Below are 24817 nucleotides of genomic sequence, written 5' to 3'. Positions count from 1 at the left end.
TTGATAGTGCTTTATGCGGGGTATGAGCGCCCTACGGCGTGGCGCAAATTCTGCCACGCCTCCCATTGAATATCAAACCCTTCGCCTGCTGCCAGACGCTTAAATGCATGCTCTGCTGAGCCAAGCTGGACGGGGCTTAGAAGACCTTTTGCCCGCCGTTGCAGGGTTTCAGCTTTTAACGCCTCAACGGCCGCAGGTAGAAAACGCATTGCCCATTTTTTTTGTGATTCGATCACAGCATCCACTTTGCGGCCTTTCAGCCACTCCAACGAGTCCACTTTTCCAATGCGGCGCACGTAGGCCAGCAGTGCGGCCTCGGATGGGTCGTCCACGGCGCCCAGCTCGTGCAGGAACAGCCATAGCGCGCGCATCTTCTTGGCGTCTGTGCTGTCGGCCTGCTTGCGGTCGGTTTTGGACTTGCGCAGCTTGAAGCCCTGGGCCTTCATGTACGTCAGCACCTTGTTGATGTTGTCGATTGGCATGGCGCTGAGGGAATCTCCGCCGCCCTGAGCCATAAGAATCGCGCGATAGGTGTCTTCATCCAGCGCCATATCGCGCTTGGCCACATGCACCAGCGTGATTAGCGTGGTGCGGTATGCCTTTTGTTTCGGGGTGGTAGTGGCTGTTGCCATGGGTCGTTTCTCCTTGACGATGAAAAAAACCCCCGAGTGGCTGCAAACCGGCTCGGGGGCTTTGTTCATTGCCCGGGAATCAGTTGAGCGCGTCTTTCAGCGTCTTCCCGGCAGAGAACGTGGGCGCGGTGCGCGCTTCGATGTGGATCTCTTGGCCGGTTTTCGGGTTACGGCCGTTGCGGGCTGCCCGTTTGGTGACGCCAAACGTGCCGAAGCCGGTCAGGCCAACGCTGTTGCCCTTCTTGAGCTCGTCGCGGATAGTCTCCAGGGCCGCATCGACGGCGGTCTGCGCTGCGGACTTGCTGATGCCAGCTTTGTTGGCCACGGCTTCAATGAATTCAGTCTTGTTCATGGTTGCTCTCACTTAGTTGAAGGTTGTGCCCGGCTTTGTAGGGCGCCGGGCGGCCCGGATTCTCTGCGGAAAATGCGCACCAGCGCCACCGGCGCCGGAGCTGGTAGCTCTTAACGCTGGCTCATCAGCAATGCTTGCTGCTGGCCGCCAACGCCGTGTTTCAGGCGAACAGCGCTCCCGGCCTTCTTGCCCATATACCAATCATTGCTGGTGACGTTCTTTCCGGTGATCCTGTCTTTGGATTCCAGCTCTTTCAGATTCGGGTATTTCTGTTCCATGTAGCGCGCAACGATGGCCTGCTGCTCAGGAGTCGCAGCGAAGCTCTCCAGCTCGGCGTAGACACCGTCCAGCCAGCCCTCGGCATATCCATCGCCGCGCGCCACCTTAGTCTTTGGCTTGCAGTTTTTGGATTGCTGTTTGATGTAGGCGCGCCGATCCTTCGCGCATTGGCGAGACAACACATCGAATGCATAGCCCGCAATCTCCGGCGCTGCACCTACACCAATGAACACCCACTTGCGGATGCGACGTAGCTTTAGGCCTGGCAGGTACTTTGTGCCAATCCGTGTAATCACCGTGCAACCAAATGCACTGGCTACCATGTTCGCCAAGAGGGACTCCCATCGAACCAGAGGTACGTTCCGAGCTTCCTGGTCGCGTTCAGCAACGTCAGCCAGACCGATATCGACCTCATTGAGGCCAAATTGCTGCATCATTTTTTGCGCCTGGCGCAGTGCTGCTGCAGCTTCGTGAGCATTGGGGCTGGAAGCCAGCGCCAGGCACTTCTTGATTTTCTGGAGCGCTTCGTCTCTGGTCATACGGCCGCCAGGTCAAGAGGGATTGCCTTGTATTGGTCGGAGTCGCCAACACGCTCATAGACGCGCACATAGATCGCCGAGCCGGTGGTCTGGATACTGTCCTTGATGGCCAGCATGGCTCGCTTCCATTCTTCGTCAGCGATCTCAAGGCGCATCAGCTCCAGCACGCTGGCGGTTTTCAGCTGCCCGGTCTTGTCCTTGCTGAATGCGCGGTCCACCAGGACGCGGATGTTGTCATTTGCACCTTCGCTCCAGCGGTCGATGCAGCTGTTGATCAGGGCCTTGGCCGCTTCAATCTCTTCGGTGAAAACGATGCGGTCGGCCATGCTGCGCACCACCTTGTATTTGCCGTCATAGCTGGTCAGGTTGACGTTGCCTTTCTTGCCGCCCAGCACCACCTGGTATTTTTCGCCGGAGATACTGACCAGGTCAGCAATATCAGAGAGTGCGTTGGACTTGAAGGCCTTGAGGCGTGCATGAATCTCAATGGCGTCGGCCACCAGCTTCTGCACAGTTTCATCGCGCAGCTTGTCCTGCTCGCGCACCTTGTCGGTGGGCACCAGGTGGCCGGATGCATTGCGCATGTAGCCAGCTGGAATAGTTTCTGGAATATTTACTGCAGACATTTGTCGCTCCTTTAATGAATCGTTGCCGCTTCCTGCACTACCAGGTCAACGCCCTGGTGTGCAGCGGGCTGGCGGGCTTGTTCCAGAATTTGCAGGCCGTTCTTAACCATCAACTCGCCTAGTGAAGGGGCGCAGCAGGGAAAAGTGGCCGCTGCGGCACGCATGGCTTCGAGCAATGCGGCCATATAGACCTCATGAAGTACGCCTTCGGCGGATTCGATGATCTGTTGGGCTACCGCTTCAATTTCTTTTACCAGTTGCATTGCCTCGGTTTGCTCGGGTGTCTGGTTCATGCCACGGCTCCTTTCTTGATTGATGCAAACTTCTCCCGCACGCTTTCAGGCATGGGCGCGGCCTGCTTGTCCCGTTCATCCAACGCCGCCAGAGTTGCGTCCTTGCTGCCCAAAGCTGTACTCAGTGCGTCGCCAATAGCCATCGCGCCACCGCGCACCTGCACTGCGCCACGCACAGGCGATACGCGCTTGGAGTGTTCAGCCTTGGCCTCGGCCTGCGCCTCGTGCCGGTCAGCCAAGCGCTGGATCACGGCATACAGGTAGCCGTGGCTTGTCAAAGGCAGCTCCAGGGCGCCGCTATCGCGCGCTGAAAACACCTCCTCAAATGCCTCGTCCCAAACCTTCAAGGGCGCATTCCAGTCCCGGCCCTTGTGGGTGATCACACGCCGCTGCAGATCAGGCAGCAGCTGGGCGATCAGCAGAAGCTCACCGCGTGTTGTGACGCGCTGGCGCGCAGTACCGAACAGGGACACATAGCGAGTAATGCGAGCCCCCAGGGGCATGCTCAGCTCTGCCAATGCACGGAACGCTGCGCGCGCCTCGGCGTCGTTGAACAGGGCGATCAATGGCACCTCGTAATGGCACCATGGGCACACCGCCGATTCAATCGGATGGCTCAATTGGCGACTCCCCAGAAGAAGACCCATTCCACCCAGCCAGCTGCAGCGCCCAGGCACCAGCCAAAGGCGAACATGCAAGCCAGAGACAACAGGAAGCGCGCAAACGTGTCCACCGGGGCTCGCTCCTTGCGGAACGATTCGATAACGCCTGGGGCAAAGTAGTACTTCTTCACAGCTTGCCTCCCCGCTGCAGGATGAGGGTTTCACGCTGCAGCTGCTTTCCGTTGAAGCGGAACCAGTCATAGGTGGCCTCGGCCACAGCTGTGCGCAGATCGCATCCGAACATGAGGCAAAAGCCTCGTGCGCGGCGCTTGATCCAGGCAAGCCGCAGCGCTTTGCTGGGTGCTTGCTTATGCATCGCTGTCTCCCCGGATTGCCGCGTTGATCAGCGCGGCATTGACCTTGGGCGCGCCAATGGTCAATGCGCTGTTCATGGCGCGGGTGAGCAGATTGTTGACTGCCAGCGGGTAGCACAACGATTGCTCATTGGTCACACGCTTGCCGCCAAAGGTCTCGGTCACATCGCGGCGCAAAACCGACCGGATCGCGTCGATGGCATCTGGTGTCACGACCGCGCCCAGCTGCGAGCCGACGCGCTTGAATTTGTGCTCAAGATAGGCTTCCACGTTGTTGTCCAACGGCGGCAGGGTGACCATTTCGCAGCGCTGCACGACTTCACGCACTTCGGGATTCTTCTCGCTCAGCTTACGGGCCAGCTCGGTCTGTCCGATCAAGATGATGGAGAGCAGCTTCTTGAAGCCGTCCTCAATCTCATAGAAGCGCTTCATGCTGCGCAGGGTTGGCGTGGCCAGGTCGTGCGCTTCCTCAATGATGAGGACGTGCTTGTTGCCCATCTTTGCGCTCTCGCGCAGAAGCTGGTGCATCTGGTCGGTGCGGCGCTCTTGGGTGGCACGCATGGCGGTGCTGGGGGCCAGGTTGCGAATGACAGCGCCGACGATATCGGCGGCCAGCAGCGGGCGGCCTGCCTTGCTGCTTGCGCTCATGCCCACCACATATGGCTCTATCACCGTAATCGGCTCGCCGCTGCTGCCTACCCATGCCAGCAAGTCCTTGCGGATGGTGCTTTTGCCGCTGCCAGACTCGCCCACTACGGCCAGCATGCCGCCATGCAAGGCAGTTTGGCGCACAGCGGAGCGCACGTGCCGGATATCGCCCGTGTTGAAAACGTCATCAGTGCCCGACATCTCATTTACGAAGGGGTCACGTACAATCTTGAAGTGCTGGCGGGCCTCTTGAGAAAGGCGTTGGTGTCTCAGTAGCATCAGTTGCTCCTCTTGGTCAGAATCGGCCTGCTGGCCGGGGAAATCGGGGGAACCTGCAGCGTTGCCGCGCCGCTTGTTCTCCCCCTCGTTTAAAACCTCCTCGAACGCGCAAGCAATTTCTTGCTCACTGGCGCCAAGGCTTACCAAATACTTTTCAATCTCGAACCGCAGCAGCGCCGGGTCGGAGCGCTTTGTTTGGCCACGGGGCCAAATGTTGTGATTGGTGATCTGGCACACCGTGCCAGGGCTTAGCTTTAAGTACCTGGCCAGATCGCTTTGCGATTTGTTGTGGTTGCCTAAAGTCATCTTCAGTCGCAGCATTCGGCCCTCCTAAACTGCCCGCAGACCGCCTGCAGCTCGGATTGGCTCGGCGTCTTCGATTGGTTGCTTGAATTGATCGATCAGGGCGGCGACCTGGTCCTCTGGCACGCCTTCAGCGAAACGCACCGACATGAATGCATGCTCCTCCGCGCTCAGATTGCGGCCCAGCTCGCTGCGGATACGCAGCATCACGGTCACTGAATCCAGCAGTTCAGGTGCAGCCGGGGCTGCATGCGCAGGCGTCTCGATCTCCGTGCCTGGACGCTGCAAGAAGCTGGGCATCTCGACGTCCTGCAGGTAGCTGTGCGCCTTGATATGGCCGCCAAAAGGAACAGCCTTTTTCTGACGTGCCTTGGCCGCGTCCTGGTCGGGATAAGCCAGGGCATCCATTTGCTTGCTGGCGACCTCTGCGGGCGTATCTGCGTGGCTCTTGTAGCCTTCGCCAGGCACCGCTGCTGACAGCGGATTGCCGTATTCGTCATAGTCAAGCTCAGGTATGGCTCGGTACACCAGTGGCTCGCCATCAAAGCGCTCGACCGTTACCTGCACGGCCTGTTCGCCATACACCAGCGGGCGCACTGTGACCATTCCGCCCACGTTGACGCCAGGGAAGCCGGTGAGCTTGTACACCTGGGTGCGCTCGGCCTTGGGGTGCTTGTAGCTGATGGTCAAGCCCGCCTTGACCTGGCGCGTCTCTTCCTTGCCTGTCATCAGCGCGCGGCAAACCTCCACCTCCGGCAGCAAGCGCAGCTGCTCGCTGGTGATGCGCTGCCATAGGTCGTAGCGGGCCACAGGCGCAGCCATACCTTCGCGGCGCAGGCGCGTATCCTGGCCGGGGATCAGGTTGGCGTTGTATGCCTCGGCCCAAGCCTGCGCCGCAGCATTCAGCTCAGCAACACTGTTCACCGGCTCAAAACGGAGACGGCTTTCAAACTGGGTCTCAACAATGTTGTTGGCGTTTTCCACGCCGCCCTTGGCTCGGCTGTTACCGGCTTCGTGGGTAATCGCCTCGACTTCCAGGCTGGCCAGCAAGCTTTTGATTGCATGGCTGGTGTTTGCACTGCCCTTGTCCCAGATAAGGACCTTGGGCACCCCGTGGAACAGCCTGCCCTCCTGCTTGGCCCAAATGTGCATCAGGAAATCGAACAGACTTGCCTGGGACTCGCCTGCCGCTTCCGTATACCAAGGCACCACCGATCCGCTCGCGCCATCCCATGCCACATAGCGGAAGACCTTGAATTGAACCTTGGCGAAGTTTTCCAGCTTGTTCTTGTAGAACTCGCGGTCCTCCATGATCCGCTGGCGCCCGTTCATGTAGTACACCAGGCAGAGGCTCGGGTCGACCTGGTGGGTGTGGTTCGGGTGCGGGTAGCGCAGCTTCTGCACTGGCGCAGCTTGGCGCTGCGCAGTGACATTGAGGCCACGCTCGCGCAGCAGCTTTGCCAGGTGGGCGTTAGAGACATCCACACCCAGTCCGTTGGCCTCCAGCACGCTGCGCGCTACCGGCACAAACATGGTCTGTTTTCCGTTGTCGCGCACGGCTTCACGTTGCATGGTTGCCAAGGTCATCAGCGTGTCAGCGGGAACGCTCGTGCTGCCTTTGTCGGCGCGGCATTTGCGGCCGCTCGACCAGCCCGCCACGCTCTTCAAATGGCGGTACACCGTCTTGTCGCTCATGCCGAGGAATCCGGCCGCATCGCCAATCAATTGCCCGCGCCCTGTGTGAGGGGCGGCGTCGAGCTTTCGCGCAAGTTCGCGCATGTAGTCGCACACTGCAGGGGTTAATGCCATGGCTTCTGCCTCCGTTGCCATGGGTTACGCGGCCACCGCCTCAGCGGGGGTTTCCATTTGGTAGACCGGGGCAGATTCCAGCTCGTGGCCGAAGCTGTTCCAAATCTGCCGCTGCAGCCCACCAACTGCGGAGGCGATGCGGCCAACATTGCTGCTGAGCTTTTGCACCAAGTCCAACACCTCGACAGGCATCGGGAATCGTTCGCCAGGTTCGAACTCAGGCTGCGCAGTGACGTACTGCATGTACCAGGTTTCCAAGGCTGTTATCTGCAGGTCGATATTAAGCAGGCCTTTCATGGCCGCATCTTGGTGCTCATCCACTTCTTTATGGAAGCCAACTACCAGCTCTTCGAGGCTGCGAGCCTTGGGCCCTCCAGCGCGAAGGGCCTTTTCTGCCCTATCGGCGCGCTGTTGCTCGTCATCACGCTTCTTTGCTATGAATTTATTGTCTTCCTTAGCCTGCCTCAATGCCGACCGAAGCTCCTTGACCGACATGGTTGCGACGTCATCCAGCTTGAGATCGCCGGATTCACCAGTCAGCGCAAGTTCTTCAATCTGTTCGTCGTCCAGAACCAGCATCTCAAAGAGTCTGCTTTGCGTTCCGATAACCTTGGTCAAATTTGCCGACGTCGGCAAATTTGAGAACTTGCGGGCGGCGGCCATGAACCGGCTAGCAACTGGGGCTTCAATGCCCAATACATCAATGCGTTTTCCAAATTCACCGTGCGGACAAGCCGCCTTTAGGGCCATCAAGCCACGACCGACTTCCAAGCAGGCCTCAGCGCTACGGCGCAGGTTGGCGGCAATGTCACGTTGGATAAGGTCGGGATCGGTGCTGTCAGCGGGCAGCAGGTATCCAACCTGTAGGGCAATAGCTCTTACCTGGGCCTGTGATTGAATTTGCTCCAGCTCAATTGCATCCTGCGTGTCCGCAATGCGCTTTTCTGCAGTTTCCGACAAGATCACTGCATCGACTGGGGGGGTAGTTTTACTGGTAGGACGTGACATTTTTTGGTTGCTCCAATCTGAATTTTTCAATGGCCGGTCATAGACAGGCGCTGGTCTTGCAAGCGTTTTTCAGCGCGCTGGAAGTCGTCCATGCAGGCAAAAGTGAGACGCATAAATTTCGGTGTCGGGTAAAAGCGGCCGCTTTCCTCACTTTTGCGGCACCAGCCGTAAGAGATCAGCGTGGCGGTCGCGCGGCTTACAACCACTGCGGTGGTTTTGCATGCCTCCGCCAGGTCTTTGTTGGTGGCACCCGTCGCGGCAAAGTGGGCGAGCGCATCGAGTACCTGCAATACGGGCTCGGCGGCTTTTGTGGTGTTCGGTACGCTGCTCAAGATTCAAACTCCAGTTCGGGCTCGCTGTAGCGAGCCACGTTGTTGTGGTGGTAGGCGACGGCTTCCATGTGGAGCCGCAATGACTCCAGCAGTGCTTCGGTATCGCTGCTGCCGGGGTTCGCATAGAAAGCGGCGAGTTGCGTCATGGGTTGGCGTTGTATGCCTCGGCCCAAGCCTGCGCGGTGGCATTCAGCTCAGCAACACTGTTCACCGGCTCAAAGCGAAGACGGCTTTCAAACTGGGTCTCAACGATGTTGTTGGCGTTTTCCACGCCGCCCTTGGCCCGGCTGTTACCGGCTTCATGGGTGATCGCCTCGACTTCCAGGCTGGCCAACAAACTTTTGATTGCATGTTTTGTGGTGTTCGGTGCGGTGCTCAAGATTCAAACTCCAATTCGGGCTCGCTGTAGCGAGCCACGTTGTTGTGGTGGTAGGCGACGGCTTCCATGTGGAGCCGCAATGACTCCAGCAGTGCTTCGGTATCGCTGCTGCCGGGGTTCGCATAGAAAGCGGCGAGTTGCGTCATGGCATGGCTGCAGTCGCTGCCGACCTGCAGCAGGTCTTGCTCGCTGGCCTTCCTCCCCTTCGGCATCGCGATCACCATGCGGCCCGAGGTCGCTGCAAGGAACTCGCTGACGAAGTTGCAGCAGCACGCAACCTCATAGGCTGGAATCAAGATTCCAGGCATGCGGCCATTGCTCAGCCACTTGTAGAGGCTGTCTTCGGTCTGGCCAAAGCGCTCTGCGATAGTGAGGACGCTGAACCTGTGGCAATCGAGGGCGTAGTTTTTGCAAGCGCGCAGCGACTCGATGAAGCTTGTAGCGCGATAGCCTTTCCAATTCCGTTTAGACATTGGAAGCACCTCCATGACCCGGCGTCCAAACAAATACCGGCTTGGAAATGCAAGCCTGGTGAACAATGGCGGCTACCAAACAGGAGGACACATGCCGCAAGTTGAAGAAAAGACCAGTTGGTCCATTCATGAGGCCATCGCCGTCGCAATGACGGAGTTCAAAACCCGGTTCGGAGACGAAACGCTTTGGCGAGCCTTTCAGGAACTCACGCTGCACCGTGATGCGGCTTTGGCCGAGCATGAGCTGTTGGCCGATGAGCTGGACCAATACCTGAAACACCCGCTCTCCATGTTCGGCAGAGAGCTGAAAAGATGGCTGCTTAGCGCGCAAGCCGACGAGGGCCAGGCCCGGCTGCTTGTGCATGCCGGAATCCGATGGTGGCAGTCCCGAGACGACCTGCTTAGCAGACCCGCTCATTCGCGGGTGCCATGTGACTACTCGGAGGGGGAGCTGGACCATTTCAGCCTCCAACTGCTGTCGCAGATGCTTTACCGCGGCCGTGCGCCATATACAACATGCGATTGAGACGGCCGAACTCTGTAAGAGACGGCACGACTGGATCAGGCAATCCGAGCTCGGCGCGCAATGCATCCATTTCGGCTGTGCGTGGTCGATAACCACCGTCCACGAGCAGCAGCAGTTGGAGGTCATCCTCCCGGCCTTGTGCCTTTGCATGGGCGGAGGCGGATTCTTTACGGCATGCGGTCGATAGCTCGGCCACCCGAGCAGCTAAAGTTTGGCCTGGAGGGAAGATACTCATGGTTGAGCTCCCAGTGACGCATGTTCGTTCGCAGGGGCTACACGGGCTGGTCGGCTGGTAATGACACCATCTTTCATGCCGAGGAGCACCGCGATGTTGTGACTCATGCCTCGGAGACATTTCTTGCGGCCCTTGAGCACCTCGCGCACAAGGCTTTGGTTCATGTGGTTCTCGCGCGCCCATTGGGCGATGGATATGCCCTGGTACTCAAGCAAAGCGCGAGCTTCGGCAGGTGTTCTAAGCTTCTTCATGGTGTGCGAAAATGGGCTTGTAACTATTGGTTGAACTGGCTGCAGCCGCCTTGCAGGGCGACTGTTTTTTTGGCCCTTGAGCGGTGTGATTAGGCTGCTCTTGGTCTGGGTTAGTGCGATTATGGTTGATAAAAAACTACTTCGCAACAGAATTTGGTAATTTTTTTATGACCTCTGGGATCCGCCTAAAGGAGGAGCGTGAGCGTCTCGGCCTTTCACAGTCCGCATTTGCCGAGCTGGCAGGTTCGGGCAAGCATGCTCAGATCAAGTGGGAAAAGGGGGAAACATTCCCGAATGTTTCGGCCCTAGAGGCGTGGGCAGCAGTAGGGTTGGACGTGCTTTACCTAGTCACTGGTGAACGACAAAAAAACATGCTGGCATCCGACCCTGCGGAGCAAGTGCTGATCGAAAGTTACCGTCGTTGTAAGCCAGAAGCGCGTCAGCATCTGATTCAGACAGCTGCGTTGCTGTCGGCGGGCCTCGGGAGCATTGGATCGCTTCCCGGCGGACCTATTTCACAAGTGATGAGAAACAACGGAAGCGGCTCAGTTCAGGTTGGGCACGTTGAGGGAAGCATTAACACGTCAGCAGGGCGAAAGGCTGCTGTAAGAAAATCTCGCCCCCCTAGTCGATAGTTTTTACGGAATTGGTTTAACCGCAATGCAGTTGAGTGCGCTATTGAAGTTGTTAGCCCGCTTGCTTCCGGGCTTAGTACCAAAGCAGAAAATGCAGGAGTCGGGCAGCGGAAATGTTCAAGCTGGCCATGTGAACGGTGACTTGCATCACAAGCACACACAAGTTGTGAACAACAATCACATCAGCGTGCAATTCAATGGCGATGCGGAACAGCTCGCCGCAGCGCTCGTTCGAGCCCAAACCGGCCAAGCGATTTCATCAAAATGGTCTCATCAGGGCACTTGTAACGACAGAAAACCCCGCTCTAAGCCGACCGAGAAGCAGGAGGCTGTTTTGGCGCTGTTGCGCAAAGATGAACTTTCCGCCCGGGTGACGCTTGCCTTCATGCAGCGTGAATTTAAATCGACTTACGTCAAGGCGTTGACTGACCACCAAGCAAAGCGAGTCATTGGCTACGTTGAAACTGTGACACGCAACGAAGAAGCCAAGGCAGCAAAAAATGAGGAAATTTCATGACTGTGGGTTTGACAAAAATTGTTGTTTTTTGCGCCCTTTCCATTGCTGTATCTGGGTGTGGAAACCCTCACGCTGACCAAATCAGCAAGGCTAAGTCTGCTGTTGGTATGCGGCTCAAAGATCCAGAGTCCGCTCGGTTTGGAGAGGCATTTGTGGTCGTGCCAACTGAGAAAAGCGATACGTACCCTGATCTGAAGATTGTTTGTGGTCGCGTCAATGCAAAGAACTCCTATGGCGGTTACACAGGCGAAATCCGATTCATCGTATGGCTTGGCAAGCCTGAGGGCGCTAGCTCTTCAGAAGTGCTCGAAGTTGAGATGGAGAAGCGGTCTGAAGACAATGTATTCACGCAGGTTTGGTGGGGCCCAGATTGCAGTAAACATAAACAGTCTCGATAGTTTTTGAGGACACACTGTGCCCCCGGTCATAAGACCATTCGTCCTCTAGCGTCCAAAGTGATGGCTTTCAAACCTATGTTTGCAGCCAACACTGAGGACGCTAATGCAACCCCAATCTCCCGCTGACTATCCTAAAAACAAGCTGCCACGGCTGACCAGCTGGTGGCTTTTTGCGCTGGTGCTGAGCGCGCTGGTCTTTGCAATCAGCCCCGCTCAGGTGCCGGTGGCGCTGTTCAAGCTCAACCTGATCTCGTTGGCCGCCATTGCTGGCTACTGGATCGACCGCAGCGTGTTCCCATACGCTCGCCCCCAGCTGGATGCATTGCGCTCGCTGGACGCCCCGCCAGACATTGAAGTTACTGAAGACGAAGCCGAGCGCGGTGTCCTCAAAACTGATGACGGCGGCGAGGTACCCCTGCAGGCCTTCATCGCGCAGGCATGTGGACCGGCAGACCCGGCGCCCCTGTACTTCATGCTCGGCTGCATGATCCGCCGCGCCATCATCATCGGCGCTGCCATCCTGGCCGTCAGCCTGGGCGCTTGAACATGAACGGCAAGCGCACCCGCATTTTGATCATGGGCATTGCTGCCGCCATCGGCCTGGCGGCCCAGTTCTACAGCCGCCATGAGCCTACTGCGCCTGCCGAGCAGACAGCCGTAGCCAGCCCTGCGCTGCAGCCCAGCAATGCCCCGGCTGAACCGGCTGAGCCCACATTGCCGGAGGTCGTTGTCAAGGCCGCCGCGCCCATTGCCGAAGTATTTGAGGCACCGCCGCTGATTGAGACCCAGCAGCCCAACATTCCGCGCAACGCAGTGCGCTACCGTTCTGACCTGGTGCGGCTGGCCCGCGCTGAATGGGGACTAGACGCTCCCGTGGCCACTTTCGCCGCCCAGGTGCACCAGGAATCTGCCTGGAAGCCCGAAGCCGTGAGCCGCGTTGGCGCCCGGGGCCTGGCGCAATTCATGCCCGCAACTGCCACCTGGTGGTGTGAGCTCAACAAGCTCTCACCCGCAGACTGCCAACCGCATAACCCCACCTGGGCCTTGCGGTCCCTGGTGGGCTACGACAAGTACCTGTTTGACCGCACGCCTGCCCGCTACAGCGACCGCGATCGCATGTGGGTGGCATTGCGCGGCTACAACGGCGGGCTGGGCCATTGGAACGCTGAGGCACGCGCTACCGGGGCGCGTGAGCCAAGCCGTGAGCAGGTCGATGCAGCATGCGGCAAAGCCCGTCGCGCCGCACTGCATTGCAAGGAAAACCTGGGCTACCCGCGCCGCATCCTGGTGGAGCTGCAGCCCCGCTACGAATCGTGGGGGCCCGGGTTATGAACAGGTTCACCCTCGCACTGGCCGCAGCCGTTCTGGCCATGGCGACCTGGTTCATCGCCGACGGCCGAGCCTTCGCAAGGGGCATGAAACAAGGCGCATTGGCCGAAGCTGCCAAACGCGACAGCGCACTGGTCTCCGATCTCTCAAAGACGATCAATGCCGCCAAGGGCCTGGCCGATACCGCCAATGCATCCAGTCTGAAGCTGCGCCAGTCGCTCAGCGACTTCGAGACCAACTACCAACCCGTCATCAAGGAATTCAACGATGCGCTCACTGCCTCGGCTTCTAGCCGCGCTGGCTGCGTGTTCAGTCCTGGCCTCGTGCGGCAGCTCCAAGCTGCCCAGCAGCGCGCCGCCTCCGCCGCCCAGCACGGCCTACCCGGCAGCAGCGCTGCAGCTGTGCCAGGCACCGCCAAGCCTGCAGGGGGCACACGTTGATGACACTGCAAAGGCTTTGCTGGTCTTGTACGGGCTCTATGCGATCTGCGCGGGCACCCATGCCGAGCTGGTGCATTGGGCCGAGACACAGGGGCGGCAATGACAGATGAGATTGACCGGGCAGCAGCACGCACCGACGAACTGTTGGCCGACGCTCTGGCGGCCCAGCGCCGCCATGCTGCCAAAGGCAAGGGGCTGGTGTCAGCCCTGGAGTGTGAATGCGGCGACGAGATACCAGAGGCGCGTCGCCAGGCAGTGCCGGGCGTGCAGCGGTGCGTGTTTTGCCAAGAGGTTTTTGAAAGATTGCGAGGGGCGCGGTGAACCTGCAGATTGATTTTTGGCAATTGGTGGGGCTGCTGCTGAGCGGTCTCGGGGCGCTCATCGGTGTGATGAAGTTTGGCGTGTCCCAGGCCCAAAAGCACCAGGACGAGACACACAAGCAGCTGATTGCGAGGTTGGACTCTATCGAAAAGTCCAACCGCGACGAGGCTGCCCAATGGCAGCGCGTTGAGCGCGACTTCCTGCAATGGAAGGGCGAGCTGCCGCTGTACTACGTGCGCCGAGAAGACTACATCCGGGGCCAGTCCGTTATCGAATCCAAGCTCGATAGCTTGGGGCTGAAGTTGGAAAACGCGCAGCTGCGTGGAACGATTGGAGGGAACAATGCAAGTTGATATGGCCAAGGTGCGGCGCGAGTCTATGCGCTGGCTGATTCTTCTCACGCTCAACCATGCACGGCCCCTGGGCGCCCAGGAGAGCCTGATCCTATCCACTGCCCAAGCCATCTACCCCGATGGCACCGCATTGGAGCTGCGCCGCGAACTCGACTATCTGGATGACCGTGAACTGGTCACGCTGGTCAAGTCGCCCAGTGGCCCTTGGCATGCCGAACTGACCCGCCACGGCGTGGACGTTGCCGAATACACGGTCGATTGCGAGCCAGGCATTGCCCGGCCTGCGAAGTACTGGGCGGGCTAAGCCATGGCTCCTAAAAGCAGCATTGACCGGCTCGCCCCGGAGATCAAAGCCTATATCCAGGCCCAGCTTTCCATGGGCAGTCTGACGCTTGACAAGCTGATTGCCGAGCTGCAGGAGCGTTTCCCACTGGCGGCCAAGGCTGGCGAGCTGCCCAGCCGTAGCGCGGTGGGCCGCTATGGCCAGAAGCTGGAGCGCCGACTTGCGGCAGTGCGTGCCAGCACCGAAGCTGCCAAGCTCATCAAGGAGCATGCAGGCGACGACCAGGACGCCCGCAGTGAGGCTCTGACCGCCATGTTGCAGTCGGAGATGTTCGACGCCATCGTGGAGCTGCAGGAAGCCAGCGACGAAACCGTCGACCCCGGCGACCGCCTGGCCATGCTCTCCAAAGCCGCCAAAAACATAGCCACGCTCACCCGTAGCAGCGTCCACCTCAAGCAGTTCCAGGTCAAGATCGAGGCCGAGGCGCGCGCCCGCGCTCTGGAGGCGGCCGCAGCGACGGCCGAGACGACTGCCAAGGCGCAGGGTTTGTCGGACGCGGGCGTGGAAAAGCTGCGCGAAGCCATCATGGGGTCGATGAAGTGATCCAAGCGCCTCAAACTGCTGCGGCCAAGCCTATCCCCAGCGAAGTTGCACAGTCCATTTTCATGGCCTACCAGGTCACCTGGGCGCAAGACCAGTCGCCGGTCAAGATCATGGAGAAGTCCAGGCGCATCGGTTTGAGCTACGCAGAGGCGGCCGACGACGTGCTGTATGCGGCGAGCAGCTCGGGCGCCAACGTTTATTACATCTCCTACAACAAGGAGATGACGCAAGGTTTCATCCAGGACTGCGCCTCCTGGGCCAAGGCCTTCAACGCTGCCGCCAGCCATATCGAGGAATCGGTGATCGAGGAGGAGGATAAGCAGATCCTCTCGTACACCATCCACTTCGACAGTGGCCACAAAATCCAGGCTTTCACCAGCAACCCCCGCAACCTGCGTAGCAAGGGACGGCCTGGCGAGCGCTTGGTCATTGATGAGGCCGCGTTTGTGGACGGCCTCGCCGAGCTGCTCAAGGCCGCCATGGCCATGACGATGTGGGGCGGCCAGGTGCGCATCATCAGCACGCATAACGGCGAGGACAACCCTTTTAACGAGCTGATCAACGATGTGCGTGCGGGCAAGCTGCCCTACAGCCTGCACCGTGTTGACTTCGACGACGCGCTACGCGATGGCCTGTACCGCAAAATCTGCCAGGTCACAGGCAAGGAATGGACGCTCGAAGGCGAAGCTCAGTGGCGCGCCGAGATCATCGCCCGCTACCGCCCCAATGAGGACGAGGAACTATTCTGCATACCGGCGCAAGGCGGCGGTGCCTGGCTGACGCGCGTGCAGGTCGAGGCCCGCATGGTTGAAGCGCCGGTGATCCGATTTACCGGCTCGCCAGAGTTCAACCAGGCCACGCCAGCCACGCGCAAGGTGTTGATGCAGGAATGGATCGACAGCGAGGTCAAGCCGCTGCTCTCCAAGCTCAACCCCGAGTTACGGCACGCCTTGGGCATGGACTTTGCCCGCTCCGGTGACTTGTCGGTGATCGCGCCCGCTGAAGTGGCGAGCAACCTGCATGAGCGCATCCCGTTCCTAGTCGAGCTCAAAAACGTTCCTTACAACCAGCAGCTGCAGGTGCTGTTTGCGGTCTGCGATGCGTTACCTCGCATCTCTGGGATCGTGATCGACAGCCGTGGCAACGGCTCCTACATTGGCGAGGCTGCGCAAGACCGCTACGGTTCTATCGTTCTCAAGCTGATGGCAACCGAAGGCTGGTACCGAGACAACATGCCCAGCTACAAGGCGGCATTCGAGGACGGCACCATCACGCTTCCCATGCACGATGGCGTGCTGCAAGACCACCGCGCCTTCAAGCTGGTGCGCGGTGTGGCCCGAATCCCAGAAGGCAAGACCGACGGCGACAGCCACGGCGACCGCGCAATGGCTTGTGTCTATGCCCATGCCGCTGCGCGTCTCGCCATCGCTCCCATTGGCTACACAGAGGTGCCCGGCCACTCCCGGGGCTATGACAACCTGGCCGGGAGCGGCAGCTCCGACTTGGACATTCCCATGCCAGAACACGAGGGATGGTGATGGCAAGAACTGCCGAACGGAATAGCGGCGTTTTAAGCGATTTTCTGCCAGAGGCTATGCAATGCCCCTGGCTTGCTGCTTTAAAGCCCGTATGCGCTTTTGCAAAAGCCTTTTCGCCGGTATTGCCCGGCATCTGGCGAGCGCGATTCAATTTTGAGGTGAAGAAATGGCAAAAAGCATGATCCTTGGCGCAGACGGTCAACCGATTGACCTGGTCGACCTGCCCAACCCACAAACCGCTCAGCTGGGCCACCTGCAGCGCGAACTCCAGTCGCACCCCACGCGCGGCCTCACGCCCTCGAAGCTGGCGCGCATCCTGGACGCGGCCGAGAACGGGGACCTAACGGCACAGTTCGACCTATTCGAAGATATGGAAGAAAAGGACGGCCACATTGCCAGCGAGATGGGCAAGCGCCGCCGGGCCCTCATTCTGGACTGGGAGCTTGCACCGCCGACAAATGCCAGCGCGCTCGAGCAGCGCAACACCGAGCAGCTCGCCGAGCTGGTGCAGGCCATCCCCGATTTTGAGGATGTCATTTTTGACCTGACCGATGCGATTGGAAAGGGCTTTGCATGCCTTGAAATCGAATGGCACCAGCAAGAGAAGTTTTGGGTGCCCAAGTCGATCACGCACCGGCCGCAATCCTGGTTCCAACTGCACAGAGGCTACCGTCAGGAGTTGCGCTTGCGCACGAACGCTGCAGGGCCCGACGGCCTCCAGGGTGACCCGTTGCGCCCTTTCGGCTGGATCACTCACATTCACAAGGCCAAAAGCGGCTACCTGGAGCGCACCGCGCTGTTTCGCCAGCTGGTGTGGACCTACCTCTTTAAGAACTACAGCGTCGGCGACCTGGCGGAGTTCCTGGAGATCTACGGCATACCCGTTCGCCTGGGCAAGTACCCGCCCAATGCGAGTGAGCGCGAAAAGTCCACCTTGCTGCGCGCGCTGGTGGGCATTGGCCACAATGCGGCGGGCATCATTCCCGAGGGCATGCTGATCGACTTCAAGGATGCCGCTACAGGTGACCCCAAGGCTTTCGAGCTGATGATTGGCTGGTGCGAGCGCAATCAGTCCAAGGTCATCCTGGGCGGCACGCTCACCAGCGGCGCGGACGGCGCGGCCAGCACCAATGCGCTGGGCAATGTGCACAACGAAGTCCGCAAGGATCTGCGCGACGGCGACATTCGCCAGGCCAACACCACGGTGACCCGCGACCTGGTCTATGCCATTGGGGCGCTCAATGGGCTGATTCCTGACGGCATCAAGCGCTGTCCACGCTTTGGTCTCATCACGGGTGAGTCCGAAGACATCAAGACCTATTCCGAGGCCTTGCCCAAGCTGGTGGGGGTGGGTGTGCAGATTCCGGTCGACTGGGCGCAAACCAAGCTGGGCATTCCCTTGCCTCAAGAGGGCCAAGCAGTGCTTGGCGCGGCTCCTACTCCTTTGGCGCCACCGGTCGCAGCAGCGCTCAGCGCGCAGCAGTGGGCCGCCCTAAACTCGGCCAACGCTGCCGCGCGCATGCCAGCGCAGGCTGCAATGCTCCAGGCCATGCAGGCACAGCTTTCGCGCCGGGCAGGAAACGCGCTTGAGGGCTGGTTTGCACAAATTCGCAAACTGGTCGAGGGTGCTGCCAGCCTGGAAGAGATCCGCGACGGCCTGGAGCAGCTCCTGCCGGACATGGGCTTGGAGCAGTACGCGCAGGCCATGGGGATGGCCCTGCAAGCGGCCGAGGCTGCTGGCCGCTTTGATGTGCTGCAAGAAGCGGCAAGGGGCAGCTGATGGCATCGGCCGCCTTTGGAGCCTTGCCATTTGCAGAGCAGCTGGCGTTTTTTCAGCGCAAGCTGAACCTGCCCACCACGGGCTGGACAGACATCTACACCAGGGAACACGACTGGGCATTTGTGGTGGCCGGGGCCAACCGCGACGCCATCGTGTCTGATTTCCGTGCAGCAGTGGAGCGCGCCATTGCAGATGGCACCACCCTTGAAGACTTCCGGCGCGACTTTGACATGATCGTTGCCAAGCACGGCTGGGACTACAACGGCGGGCGGGACTGGCGCAGCCGTGTGATCTACGACACGAACCTCGCCACCAGCTATGCCGCTGGCCGCTACGAGCAGCTGCAGGCCGCGCCATATTGGCAATACGAGCATGCGGACTGGGTGAAACACCCACGCGAGCTGCACTTGTCTTGGGATGGCCTGGTGCTTGCCAAGGATGACCCGTTCTGGGAGACCCACTTCCCGCCCAATGGCTGGGGCTGCCAATGCACTGTTCGGGGTCTTTGGAGCCGCGACCTGGCCAAGCTGGGAAAGTCCGAGCCCGACCAGGCGCCAGAGGTGCACTACGTTGACCAGGTCATCGGAAAAAACAGCCAGAACCCAAGGACGGTGCGAGTGCCAGAAGGCATCGACCCCGGATTTGAGTACGCGCCAGGCGCGGCGCGCATGCGCAGCGCCATCCCCCCGGAAAAGCCTGTTCTGCCAACCAATACCGCTTCTGGCGGCCCGGGCCTGCCAAACCATGTTGCCGCCGACCCACTCCCGCCTCCCAGGGCCTTGCCGGGCTCGGTGGTGCTGCCCCAGGGCCTTGCGTCTGCCGACTATGCGCAAGCATTCCTGGCCGAGTTTGGCGCCGATCTGGCGGCACCTGCCGTGGTTCGTGATGTGCTGGGTGAGCGCCTGGTGGTGGGCAAAGAACTGTTCCTCGATGCCAAGGGCAACCTCAAAGCAGATAAGCGCGGCCGAGGCCCCTTCATGAGGCTGCTGGCGATGGCCCTCAAGGACCCCGACGAGGTCTGGGCGCGGGTGGAATGGGCGTTCGGTGTCAACCGGGCATTTGTGCGCCGCCGCTACATAGCGAGATTTACGGTCGAGGGGGAGGATGCTCCCGCGCTGGCTGTTTTTGAGCTGACGCCTGACGGCTGGACAGGGGTGACCACTTTCGCCCCCGAGGACTTAGCATACCTGGAGGGCTCGCGGGTGGGCGTGCGGCTTTACAAGCGCCCATAGAAAAACCGGCCCTCTGCCACAAGCCGGTTTGTGTCAAACGGGGATTGGAGGCGGTGGCAGCCGCTGCCCGTTTGTCATCTTGCATTTTACAGCTGCCCAAGGATTAAGCAATGGCCACTGCACAAGGCGCCAGCGTCAGCATCAGCCTCACAGACACAGCGCTGCAGGAGCGCCTGCAGGCAGTGCCTGGCCTGGACACCACCCCGCTGATGTCGAGGCTGGGCGAGTACTTTCAGAAGAGCACCCAGGACCGATTCAAGACCCAAACCGACCCAGACGGCAATGCGTGGGCGCCGTTATCCCCCGGCTATCTCAAGCGCAAGAAGCAAAACAGCAACTTGATTCTGACGCTGAACGCCTATTTGCGCCGAGGCATTCACTACCAGGTGCAAAGCGCTGTCATGGTGGCCTGGGGCAGTAACAGCCTATATGCAGCCATTCACAATGCAGGTGGCAACGGCACGGGCATCAATGGCAAAATGAAAAAGCGCCAATTTGCAGGCTTATCAGCTGCAGACAATGCAGAGGCATTGGACATCGTCCAGGACTGGTATCACCGGCGCCTCAACGGCTTGCCCGACTGACCCGCGCCCACCAGTTGTGCCCCCGGTCAAAAGACCGTTTAGGGCCCGCCCGCCACTATGGCGGGTATGCACAAAACACGCATCAGCCTTGCTCTCATGGCCGCCCTCGCGGTCTGCTCAGCCGCATCCGCTGCGGGCTCTGCAGCCGTTGCAGCTTGCAGCTTTAGCGCCGTAGGCCCGCGAGAGGCCAACGGGCGTGTGCTGCTGCAGCTCACCCCCGCGCAAGACTTCAGCCCCAGCGACGGCCGCCAAATGGATGTGCCTGCCTGGCGTATCAATGCTGCCATCGCGTCCAGGGTAATCACCCGCTTCTCGTCCACGCAGCCCCTGGTGATCGACTACGAGCACCAGACTCTGCACAAGGAAACGAATGGCCAGCCAGCCCCTGCAGCGGGCTGGATTCATGGCCTGCGCTGGATTGATGGCCAGGGACTGTTTGCCGAAGCTGAGCTGACCGCTAAGGCGCAGCAGCAGATTGACGATGGCGAGTATCGCTATTTCAGCCCCGTTTTTCTGTACGACCAGCACAGCGGCGAGGTGCTGCAGATGACCATGGGGGCGCTCACCAACAACCCCGCGATTCATGGCATGCAGGCCCTCAACACCATGCAAGCGGCCGCCAGCGCGCAGTTTTCCGCCTCCCCCAAAACCAACCCCGAGGAATCCATGAACCCCTTGCTCAAAGCAATGCTGGCCGCTCTCGGCCTGCCCGAAGCCACCACCGAACAAGCCGCGCTGACGGCCCTGAACGACACCGTGGCTGTAGCCGCTGCGGCCCGCGAGGGCCTCAAGCTCAAGCCCGAAGACAAGGCTACGGCGGTGACCGCCGCCTGCAGCGCCATGCAAAACAGCACCCCGGACCCGGCCAAGTTCGTGCCCCTGGACATGCTCACCGATGTGCAGACCCAGTTGGCTGCGCTCACGGCCCGCCAGTTGGATACCGACATCGACGCGGCCATCGTGCCAGCGCTGGCCGATGGCCGCCTGCTGCCCTCTCAAGAGGCTTGGGCGCGCGAACTGGGCAAGGCCAACATGGCCGCGTTGACTGGCTACCTGAAGACCGCCCAGCCCATTGCTGCGCTGACAGCCACCCAGACGGGCGGCAAAGCGCCCAAGGGCCAACAGACCGGCGCGAATGGCCTGTCGGCTGCTGAGCAGGCCGTTTGCTCTGCTATGGGCTTGACGCCCGAGGCATACGCGGCCACCGAGGCCTAAGCGGGCCATTCCTACCTAACCAACCTGGAGCCCTCATGGCTGCACTGACCCAAGACCGAAACACCCCCCGCCGCATTGGCTACAGCGTGGCCGCGCCTCTGGCTGCGGGCGCCGTGATCTACACCGGCGGCATGTTCACCCTCGACGCTGCAGGCAATGCCAAGGCCTCTGTGGCCGCCGACAAAAAGCCTGTGCATGCAGTGGCCACCGTGCGCGCAGTGCAGGCAGAAGGCGCCGAGCTGGCTCATGGCGAGCGCACTGTGTTCCGTCTGGACAACGCTGAAGGCGCCGCAGCAATCACCCGAGCCCAGATCGGCAGCAATGCCTTTGTGGTGGATGACCAGACCGTCGGCAAGACTGGCACCAGCATTGCGGGCGAAATCCTGGACGTCGATGACGCTGGCGTCTGGGTTGATATCGGCAAGGCCGCCGCGCCCACCTCTGCCTGACACCCAGGCCACTACCTCACCTATTCGGAGAAGCACTCAAATGGAAATCACATCGGCAAACCTTCAGCTGCTGCGCCGTGGCTACAAAGCCGCATTCCAAGGCGGCCTGACTGCAGCGCAGAGCATCTACCAGCAGCTGGCCACCGTGGTGCCCAGTACCACTGGCACAGAAGAATACGGCTGGCTGGGCCAGCTGCCGGGCATGCGCGAATGGATCGGCGACCGCGTCATCCACGGCCTCGAAGCGCACGGCTATGCCATCAAAAACAAGCCTTTCGAGCTGACCGTTGGCGTGCCGCGCACTTCCATCGAAGATGACAATTACGGCGTCTATACCCCGCTGATGACCGAGCTGGGCCGCTCGGCTGGCGCGCAGCCTGACGAGATGGTGTTTAACCTGCTCAAGGCTGGCGACCGGGTCAAGTGCTACGACGGTAAGGCGTTCTTTGCCGACAACCACCCGGTCAAGGACGCTACGGGCAAGCCGGTGGCGCAAAGCAATGCTGACCTGGGCGGCAATGGCCCCACCTGGTATGTGCTGGACACGACCCGCGCAATCAAGCCGTTGATCTTCCAGGACCGCAAAAAGCCCAACTTTGTCTCGCTCACCAACGAGACAGACGCCAATGTCTTCCACCAGGCCGAGTATGTCTATGGCGTGGACTCGCGCAACAACGTGGGCTTTGGTTTCTGGCAGATGGCCCAGGCCAGCAACCGGGAACTGACGCAGGAGAACCTCTGGAAGGCCATCAAAGCGATTGGCGGCCGCACCGGCGACGGCAACCGCAAGCTGGCACTGCGCGCAACCATGCTGGTGATTCCCTCCAATCTGGAAGACCAAGCAGCGCGCCTGCTGACCAACGACCTCATTGCGCTGCCCGGTGGCGGCACAGAGAACAACACCCTGAAGGGGCGTTTGACCTCCCTGGTCTCGCCTTGGCTGGACTGAAACACCCATAGAGGCGTGCGGCATTCGCCGCGTCTGCAGCCGGGGGCGGATAGCCCGACCACAGCAACACCCCGGCAACCTCCATTTTTGAACCATGCCCTATATCTCGCACGCAGAACTTGCCGAGCGCCCAGGCGCACGCGAATTGGCTCAGGTCGCCACGGACGATAACCGCCCCGTGGTTGACACTGAGCTGATGGACGCGACCCTGCGCGGTGCGGACCGCAGCGCATGGCCCCCCGAGGCGCTTGCTGATGCAGATGACGCGCTGCGCCGGGTCAATGAGGCCGTCTCCGAAGCTGATTCGCTGATTGACGGCTACCTGGTCAAGCGCGGTTATGCAGTGCCACTGGCACTGCCAGGTGAGAAGCCGATGAAGCTGATTGCGGCCTGGTCGCGGGCCATTACCCGCTACCTCCTGGCCAAGGACACCATCAGCGACGAAAAGTCTTCTCCGATCTTCCGCGACTACCGGGACGCTCGCCAGCTGCTGCAGCAGGTAGCTGATGGCAGTTTCAGCCTGGGCGCTGGCGACCCCCAAGCACCAGGCCAAGGCGGCGCTGGCACCGATGTGCGCTTCAGCTATCCCGAGCCGGTTTTCGGACGCAGTCAGCTGCGCAGCTTCCGATGAGCTTGGTGCAAGCCGTCATTGACCGCCTCAAAGGCATTCCTGGCATTCGGTCGGTGCAGGGCGCAGTAGAGCTGGCAGCAGCTCTGAAGGCCCCTGTGGTGGCCACGCCAGGCATCTTTGTGGTGCCGCTCCGGGACTTACCACGCGAGGACGAAGGGTTCACAGGCGATGTCACCCAGCTCGTGGATTCCACCTTCGGCGTGGTTCTGGTGATCGACAACAAGCGTGACGGCACGGGCGCCGCTGCCTTCAACGACCTGGAGCCATTCCGCGAGGCAGTGCGCAAAAAGCTGATGGGCTGGACGCCACCTGGTGCTCAGGCGCCGTTTACCGCCGGTGGCGGCCAGCTCATCGACATGGAGAGCGGCCGCGTCTGGTGGGGCGATGACTTTCTGATTGAGCAGTACTGGAGCAGTGATGAGTAAGACCAATGTCAAAAATCCCGCCGTACCGGCTTCGCAATCGTCGGCCCCGGCCACCGGTGGAGCCGATGGAGCAGTCCTGGTTCAGCCCCAGACGGCCGCCGCGCCAGTCCAAGAGGCAACGCCGGAACCCGATCAAAACCACGGCCGAGGAGGCCTTTACACCGTAGTCCGGGGCGCACGCCAACGTGTGGCGGGCACCCAGGCTACCCATGAAACCAAGGAAGGCTAAACACCATGGCTGCAAAACCCCTGTTCATCAAAAAGCTGGCCCTGCTGGTGGCCATTGAAGCCGTCTCCGGCACCATCGTTGTCCCAGTGGCAGCGGATGCGATCAAGGTGAGCGACGTCACTCTCACGCCCATTGAAGGCGACGAGGTCGAAGAAGGCATTGTGATGCCGCACTTCGGCGCATCGGAATCGACCCTCGTCACGCTGTACCGAAAAATTGCCTTCAGCGTCGGCTTTGCTGGCGTGGGCGTTGCGGGCACCATCCCCGGCTACGCGACGCTGCTGCGTGCCTGTGCAGCTAGCGCCACCAATACCGCCGCCCCAGACCCAGACGCTAAAACCGTGTTTGCGCCGGTCACCGATGACATTGAGAGCGTGACCATCTATGCGGTGATGGACAAGCAGCTCTACAAGATGGCCGGTGCCCGGGGCAACTGCAAGATCGCGGTCGACGCCAAGCAGATCCCCAAATACCAATTCGAGTTCACGGGCGGCTTCTTCCCTGTGGAAGTGGTGGCCAACATGCCCGCCGTGAACTACAGCAAGTTCCAAAAGCCTATCGGCGTGAACAAGCTCAACACGACGCTGGCCATTGACGGCTACGAAGCCGCTGCGAGCTCGTTCCAGTTCGACTTTGGCAATCAGGTCGTCAAGCAAGACTTGATGAGCATTGACGCCACGGAAATCACCGGCCGCAGCTCTACGCTGAACGTCACCTTCCGCAACACCTCGGCAGATGTGAAGGACTGGATCGAGATGGCGCGCGTGGGGGCGAAGGTGCCGGTTCTGCTCACGCATGGCCAGGCGGCGACCAACACTGTCTCCATCAGCGCGCCGCTGGCTCAAATTGGCAAGCCCACATTCAGCGATGCGGACGGCATCCAAATGGTGGAGATCCCAATGCGCCTGGTGCCATCGGACGCGGGCAACGACGAATGGGCGATCACCGTCTGACGCGCTGAGCATT

Annotated in this window: 37 protein-coding genes; 21 read left to right on the top strand and 16 right to left on the bottom strand. The window is 60.3% G+C overall.

The window, feature by feature from the left end:
• Positions 1-11 precede the first annotated feature (11 nt).
• The 15 genes from LPW39_RS06000 to LPW39_RS05930 all read right to left on the bottom strand — a co-directional run bounded on the left by LPW39_RS06000 (position 12) and on the right by LPW39_RS05930 (position 8928).
• Positions 12-632 carry a gp16 family protein gene (locus LPW39_RS06000; RefSeq protein ID WP_230772216.1) on the bottom strand — a complete coding sequence of 207 codons (621 nt, stop codon included), beginning with the start codon at positions 630-632 and terminating at the stop codon, positions 12-14.
• Positions 633-711: 79 nt separating this feature from the next.
• The gene (locus tag LPW39_RS05995; protein WP_230772214.1) at positions 712-984 is read right to left on the bottom strand and encodes an HU family DNA-binding protein; all 273 of its coding nucleotides are present in this window, start codon (positions 982-984) and stop codon (positions 712-714) included.
• Positions 985-1094: 110 nt separating this feature from the next.
• On the bottom strand, positions 1095-1802 hold the full coding sequence (locus LPW39_RS05990; protein ID WP_230772212.1) for a DUF2786 domain-containing protein: 708 nt from the start codon (positions 1800-1802) through the stop codon (positions 1095-1097).
• Positions 1799-2428 (bottom strand): DUF3164 family protein, encoded by a 630-nt coding sequence (locus LPW39_RS05985; RefSeq protein ID WP_230772210.1) that lies wholly within the window; start codon positions 2426-2428, stop codon positions 1799-1801. Before LPW39_RS05985 ends, LPW39_RS05990 begins: the two co-directional genes overlap by 4 nt.
• 11 nt (positions 2429-2439) lie before the next feature.
• Entirely contained in the window at positions 2440-2721 is a 282-nt protein-coding gene (locus tag LPW39_RS05980; RefSeq protein ID WP_230772196.1) for a hypothetical protein, read from the bottom strand.
• Positions 2718-3368: a hypothetical protein gene (locus LPW39_RS05975; RefSeq protein WP_230772194.1), complete on the bottom strand. Its 651-nt coding sequence runs from the start codon at positions 3366-3368 to the stop codon at positions 2718-2720. Before LPW39_RS05975 ends, LPW39_RS05980 begins: the two co-directional genes overlap by 4 nt.
• A complete protein-coding gene (locus LPW39_RS05970; RefSeq protein WP_230772193.1) occupies positions 3338-3514 on the bottom strand; it encodes a hypothetical protein in 177 nt (58 codons plus the stop codon). Before LPW39_RS05970 ends, LPW39_RS05975 begins: the two co-directional genes overlap by 31 nt.
• Entirely contained in the window at positions 3511-3699 is a 189-nt protein-coding gene (locus LPW39_RS05965) for a hypothetical protein (RefSeq protein WP_230772191.1), read from the bottom strand. The genes LPW39_RS05970 and LPW39_RS05965 overlap by 4 nt, the downstream gene beginning before the upstream one ends.
• Positions 3692-4945 (bottom strand): ExeA family protein, encoded by a 1254-nt coding sequence (locus tag LPW39_RS05960; RefSeq protein WP_230772189.1) that lies wholly within the window; start codon positions 4943-4945, stop codon positions 3692-3694. The genes LPW39_RS05965 and LPW39_RS05960 overlap by 8 nt, the downstream gene beginning before the upstream one ends.
• A 9-nt stretch (positions 4946-4954) precedes the next feature.
• Positions 4955-6736, bottom strand: a complete 1782-nt coding sequence (locus LPW39_RS05955; RefSeq protein ID WP_230772186.1) for a transposase family protein — start codon at positions 6734-6736, stop codon at positions 4955-4957.
• Between the two features lie 24 nt (positions 6737-6760).
• Entirely contained in the window at positions 6761-7744 is a 984-nt protein-coding gene (locus LPW39_RS05950) for a DUF3102 domain-containing protein (protein WP_230772184.1), read from the bottom strand.
• A 26-nt stretch (positions 7745-7770) separates the two neighbouring features.
• Positions 7771-8076 carry an IclR family transcriptional regulator gene (locus LPW39_RS05945; RefSeq protein ID WP_230772183.1) on the bottom strand — a complete coding sequence of 102 codons (306 nt, stop codon included), beginning with the start codon at positions 8074-8076 and terminating at the stop codon, positions 7771-7773.
• Complete coding sequence (locus LPW39_RS05940) at positions 8073-8222, bottom strand: hypothetical protein (RefSeq protein WP_230772174.1); 150 nt, start codon at positions 8220-8222, stop codon at positions 8073-8075. The genes LPW39_RS05945 and LPW39_RS05940 overlap by 4 nt, the downstream gene beginning before the upstream one ends.
• Positions 8219-8455, bottom strand: coding sequence for a hypothetical protein (locus LPW39_RS05935; protein WP_230772173.1), 237 nt, complete (start codon positions 8453-8455; stop codon positions 8219-8221). Before LPW39_RS05935 ends, LPW39_RS05940 begins: the two co-directional genes overlap by 4 nt.
• Positions 8452-8928 (bottom strand): hypothetical protein, encoded by a 477-nt coding sequence (locus tag LPW39_RS05930; RefSeq protein WP_230772171.1) that lies wholly within the window; start codon positions 8926-8928, stop codon positions 8452-8454. The genes LPW39_RS05935 and LPW39_RS05930 overlap by 4 nt, the downstream gene beginning before the upstream one ends.
• A gap of 13 nt (positions 8929-8941) precedes the next feature.
• On the opposite strand from LPW39_RS05930, the gene LPW39_RS05925 reads away from it, so the two are divergent.
• Positions 8942-9454 carry a hypothetical protein gene (locus tag LPW39_RS05925; RefSeq protein WP_230772159.1) on the top strand — a complete coding sequence of 171 codons (513 nt, stop codon included), beginning with the start codon at positions 8942-8944 and terminating at the stop codon, positions 9452-9454.
• Between the two features lie 231 nt (positions 9455-9685).
• On the opposite strand, the gene LPW39_RS05920 is transcribed toward LPW39_RS05925, so the two are convergent.
• Complete coding sequence (locus tag LPW39_RS05920) at positions 9686-9940, bottom strand: DNA-binding protein (RefSeq protein ID WP_230772156.1); 255 nt, start codon at positions 9938-9940, stop codon at positions 9686-9688.
• A 678-nt stretch (positions 9941-10618) separates the two neighbouring features.
• On the opposite strand from LPW39_RS05920, the gene LPW39_RS05915 reads away from it, so the two are divergent.
• The 20 genes from LPW39_RS05915 (at position 10619) to LPW39_RS05820 (ending at position 24804) form a co-directional block, all read left to right on the top strand.
• Positions 10619-11092 carry a hypothetical protein gene (locus LPW39_RS05915; RefSeq protein WP_230772154.1) on the top strand — a complete coding sequence of 158 codons (474 nt, stop codon included), beginning with the start codon at positions 10619-10621 and terminating at the stop codon, positions 11090-11092.
• On the top strand, positions 11089-11490 hold the full coding sequence (locus LPW39_RS05910; RefSeq protein ID WP_230772152.1) for a hypothetical protein: 402 nt from the start codon (positions 11089-11091) through the stop codon (positions 11488-11490). The genes LPW39_RS05915 and LPW39_RS05910 overlap by 4 nt, the downstream gene beginning before the upstream one ends.
• Positions 11491-11593: 103 nt before the next feature.
• Positions 11594-12034: a putative holin gene (locus tag LPW39_RS05905; RefSeq protein WP_230772149.1), complete on the top strand. Its 441-nt coding sequence runs from the start codon at positions 11594-11596 to the stop codon at positions 12032-12034.
• 2 nt (positions 12035-12036) lie between these two features.
• On the top strand, positions 12037-12822 hold the full coding sequence (locus LPW39_RS05900) for a transglycosylase SLT domain-containing protein (RefSeq protein WP_230772142.1): 786 nt from the start codon (positions 12037-12039) through the stop codon (positions 12820-12822).
• A complete protein-coding gene (locus LPW39_RS05895; protein ID WP_230772140.1) occupies positions 12819-13259 on the top strand; it encodes a hypothetical protein in 441 nt (146 codons plus the stop codon). The genes LPW39_RS05900 and LPW39_RS05895 overlap by 4 nt, the downstream gene beginning before the upstream one ends.
• 99 nt (positions 13260-13358) lie before the next feature.
• On the top strand, positions 13359-13580 hold the full coding sequence (locus LPW39_RS05890; protein WP_230772138.1) for a TraR/DksA C4-type zinc finger protein: 222 nt from the start codon (positions 13359-13361) through the stop codon (positions 13578-13580).
• A complete protein-coding gene (locus tag LPW39_RS05885) occupies positions 13577-13933 on the top strand; it encodes a hypothetical protein (protein ID WP_230772124.1) in 357 nt (118 codons plus the stop codon). The genes LPW39_RS05890 and LPW39_RS05885 overlap by 4 nt, the downstream gene beginning before the upstream one ends.
• A complete protein-coding gene (locus tag LPW39_RS05880; protein ID WP_230772123.1) occupies positions 13923-14237 on the top strand; it encodes a hypothetical protein in 315 nt (104 codons plus the stop codon). The genes LPW39_RS05885 and LPW39_RS05880 overlap by 11 nt, the downstream gene beginning before the upstream one ends.
• Positions 14238-14240: 3 nt before the next feature.
• On the top strand, positions 14241-14819 hold the full coding sequence (locus LPW39_RS05875; protein ID WP_230772121.1) for a phage protein Gp27 family protein: 579 nt from the start codon (positions 14241-14243) through the stop codon (positions 14817-14819).
• Positions 14816-16357, top strand: coding sequence for a terminase large subunit domain-containing protein (locus LPW39_RS05870; RefSeq protein ID WP_230772119.1), 1542 nt, complete (start codon positions 14816-14818; stop codon positions 16355-16357). Before LPW39_RS05875 ends, LPW39_RS05870 begins: the two co-directional genes overlap by 4 nt.
• Positions 16357-16539: a hypothetical protein gene (locus LPW39_RS05865; protein WP_230772117.1), complete on the top strand. Its 183-nt coding sequence runs from the start codon at positions 16357-16359 to the stop codon at positions 16537-16539. The genes LPW39_RS05870 and LPW39_RS05865 overlap by 1 nt, the downstream gene beginning before the upstream one ends.
• Entirely contained in the window at positions 16536-18137 is a 1602-nt protein-coding gene (locus LPW39_RS05860) for a DUF935 domain-containing protein (RefSeq protein ID WP_230772115.1), read from the top strand. The genes LPW39_RS05865 and LPW39_RS05860 overlap by 4 nt, the downstream gene beginning before the upstream one ends.
• The gene (locus tag LPW39_RS05855) at positions 18137-19369 is read left to right on the top strand and encodes a PBECR2 nuclease fold domain-containing protein (RefSeq protein ID WP_230772114.1); all 1233 of its coding nucleotides are present in this window, start codon (positions 18137-18139) and stop codon (positions 19367-19369) included. The genes LPW39_RS05860 and LPW39_RS05855 overlap by 1 nt, the downstream gene beginning before the upstream one ends.
• A gap of 110 nt (positions 19370-19479) precedes the next feature.
• Entirely contained in the window at positions 19480-19953 is a 474-nt protein-coding gene (locus tag LPW39_RS05850; protein WP_269075745.1) for a phage virion morphogenesis protein, read from the top strand.
• A gap of 96 nt (positions 19954-20049) precedes the next feature.
• Complete coding sequence (locus LPW39_RS05845) at positions 20050-21168, top strand: phage protease (protein WP_230772110.1); 1119 nt, start codon at positions 20050-20052, stop codon at positions 21166-21168.
• A gap of 35 nt (positions 21169-21203) precedes the next feature.
• Positions 21204-21617 (top strand): hypothetical protein, encoded by a 414-nt coding sequence (locus LPW39_RS05840; RefSeq protein WP_230772109.1) that lies wholly within the window; start codon positions 21204-21206, stop codon positions 21615-21617.
• A gap of 40 nt (positions 21618-21657) precedes the next feature.
• Complete coding sequence (locus LPW39_RS05835; RefSeq protein ID WP_230772107.1) at positions 21658-22566, top strand: Mu-like prophage major head subunit gpT family protein; 909 nt, start codon at positions 21658-21660, stop codon at positions 22564-22566.
• Positions 22567-22660: 94 nt separating this feature from the next.
• Positions 22661-23197 (top strand): DUF1320 domain-containing protein, encoded by a 537-nt coding sequence (locus tag LPW39_RS05830; RefSeq protein ID WP_230772105.1) that lies wholly within the window; start codon positions 22661-22663, stop codon positions 23195-23197.
• Positions 23194-23622 (top strand): phage tail terminator protein, encoded by a 429-nt coding sequence (locus tag LPW39_RS05825; RefSeq protein WP_230772103.1) that lies wholly within the window; start codon positions 23194-23196, stop codon positions 23620-23622. The genes LPW39_RS05830 and LPW39_RS05825 overlap by 4 nt, the downstream gene beginning before the upstream one ends.
• Positions 23623-23856: 234 nt before the next feature.
• Positions 23857-24804, top strand: coding sequence for a hypothetical protein (locus tag LPW39_RS05820; RefSeq protein WP_230772101.1), 948 nt, complete (start codon positions 23857-23859; stop codon positions 24802-24804).
• Positions 24805-24817: the final 13 nt, after the last annotated feature.

It is taken from the genome of Comamonas koreensis, assembly GCF_021026195.1.
GTDB lineage: Bacteria > Pseudomonadota > Gammaproteobacteria > Burkholderiales > Burkholderiaceae_C > Comamonas > Comamonas koreensis.
Note: the sequence above shows the minus strand (reverse complement) of the source record. Positions and strands in the feature narration are given on the sequence as shown.

Bases quoted from the DNA above. Each gene is read 5' to 3' on its own strand.
- LPW39_RS05845 (WP_230772110.1), top strand. From the start codon at position 20,050: ATGGCCGCCCTCGCGGTCTGCTCAGCCGCATCCGCTGCGGGCTCTGCA.
- LPW39_RS05880 (WP_230772123.1), top strand. From the start codon at position 13,923: ATGCAAGTTGATATGGCCAAGGTGCGGCGCGAGTCTATGCGCTGGCTG.
- LPW39_RS05910 (WP_230772152.1), top strand. From the start codon at position 11,089: ATGACTGTGGGTTTGACAAAAATTGTTGTTTTTTGCGCCCTTTCCATT.
- LPW39_RS05860 (WP_230772115.1), top strand. From the start codon at position 16,536: ATGATCCTTGGCGCAGACGGTCAACCGATTGACCTGGTCGACCTGCCC.
- LPW39_RS05865 (WP_230772117.1), top strand. From the start codon at position 16,357: ATGGCAAGAACTGCCGAACGGAATAGCGGCGTTTTAAGCGATTTTCTG.
- LPW39_RS05950 (WP_230772184.1), bottom strand. From the start codon at position 7,744: ATGTCACGTCCTACCAGTAAAACTACCCCCCCAGTCGATGCAGTGATC.
- LPW39_RS05960 (WP_230772189.1), bottom strand. From the start codon at position 4,945: ATGCTGCGACTGAAGATGACTTTAGGCAACCACAACAAATCGCAAAGC.
- LPW39_RS05920 (WP_230772156.1), bottom strand. From the start codon at position 9,940: ATGAAGAAGCTTAGAACACCTGCCGAAGCTCGCGCTTTGCTTGAGTAC.
- LPW39_RS05850 (WP_269075745.1), top strand. From the start codon at position 19,480: ATGGCCACTGCACAAGGCGCCAGCGTCAGCATCAGCCTCACAGACACA.
- LPW39_RS06000 (WP_230772216.1), bottom strand. From the start codon at position 632: ATGGCAACAGCCACTACCACCCCGAAACAAAAGGCATACCGCACCACG.
- LPW39_RS05975 (WP_230772194.1), bottom strand. From the start codon at position 3,368: ATGGGTCTTCTTCTGGGGAGTCGCCAATTGAGCCATCCGATTGAATCG.
- LPW39_RS05995 (WP_230772214.1), bottom strand. From the start codon at position 984: ATGAACAAGACTGAATTCATTGAAGCCGTGGCCAACAAAGCTGGCATC.
- LPW39_RS05980 (WP_230772196.1), bottom strand. From the start codon at position 2,721: ATGAACCAGACACCCGAGCAAACCGAGGCAATGCAACTGGTAAAAGAA.
- LPW39_RS05840 (WP_230772109.1), top strand. From the start codon at position 21,204: ATGGCTGCACTGACCCAAGACCGAAACACCCCCCGCCGCATTGGCTAC.
- LPW39_RS05895 (WP_230772140.1), top strand. From the start codon at position 12,819: ATGAACAGGTTCACCCTCGCACTGGCCGCAGCCGTTCTGGCCATGGCG.
- LPW39_RS05835 (WP_230772107.1), top strand. From the start codon at position 21,658: ATGGAAATCACATCGGCAAACCTTCAGCTGCTGCGCCGTGGCTACAAA.
- LPW39_RS05890 (WP_230772138.1), top strand. From the start codon at position 13,359: ATGACAGATGAGATTGACCGGGCAGCAGCACGCACCGACGAACTGTTG.
- LPW39_RS05820 (WP_230772101.1), top strand. From the start codon at position 23,857: ATGGCTGCAAAACCCCTGTTCATCAAAAAGCTGGCCCTGCTGGTGGCC.
- LPW39_RS05855 (WP_230772114.1), top strand. From the start codon at position 18,137: ATGGCATCGGCCGCCTTTGGAGCCTTGCCATTTGCAGAGCAGCTGGCG.
- LPW39_RS05985 (WP_230772210.1), bottom strand. From the start codon at position 2,428: ATGTCTGCAGTAAATATTCCAGAAACTATTCCAGCTGGCTACATGCGC.
- LPW39_RS05900 (WP_230772142.1), top strand. From the start codon at position 12,037: ATGAACGGCAAGCGCACCCGCATTTTGATCATGGGCATTGCTGCCGCC.
- LPW39_RS05930 (WP_230772171.1), bottom strand. From the start codon at position 8,928: ATGTCTAAACGGAATTGGAAAGGCTATCGCGCTACAAGCTTCATCGAG.
- LPW39_RS05875 (WP_230772121.1), top strand. From the start codon at position 14,241: ATGGCTCCTAAAAGCAGCATTGACCGGCTCGCCCCGGAGATCAAAGCC.
- LPW39_RS05825 (WP_230772103.1), top strand. From the start codon at position 23,194: ATGAGCTTGGTGCAAGCCGTCATTGACCGCCTCAAAGGCATTCCTGGC.
- LPW39_RS05905 (WP_230772149.1), top strand. From the start codon at position 11,594: ATGCAACCCCAATCTCCCGCTGACTATCCTAAAAACAAGCTGCCACGG.
- LPW39_RS05965 (WP_230772191.1), bottom strand. From the start codon at position 3,699: ATGCATAAGCAAGCACCCAGCAAAGCGCTGCGGCTTGCCTGGATCAAG.
- LPW39_RS05990 (WP_230772212.1), bottom strand. From the start codon at position 1,802: ATGACCAGAGACGAAGCGCTCCAGAAAATCAAGAAGTGCCTGGCGCTG.
- LPW39_RS05830 (WP_230772105.1), top strand. From the start codon at position 22,661: ATGCCCTATATCTCGCACGCAGAACTTGCCGAGCGCCCAGGCGCACGC.
- LPW39_RS05955 (WP_230772186.1), bottom strand. From the start codon at position 6,736: ATGGCATTAACCCCTGCAGTGTGCGACTACATGCGCGAACTTGCGCGA.
- LPW39_RS05925 (WP_230772159.1), top strand. From the start codon at position 8,942: ATGACCCGGCGTCCAAACAAATACCGGCTTGGAAATGCAAGCCTGGTG.
- LPW39_RS05940 (WP_230772174.1), bottom strand. From the start codon at position 8,222: ATGACGCAACTCGCCGCTTTCTATGCGAACCCCGGCAGCAGCGATACC.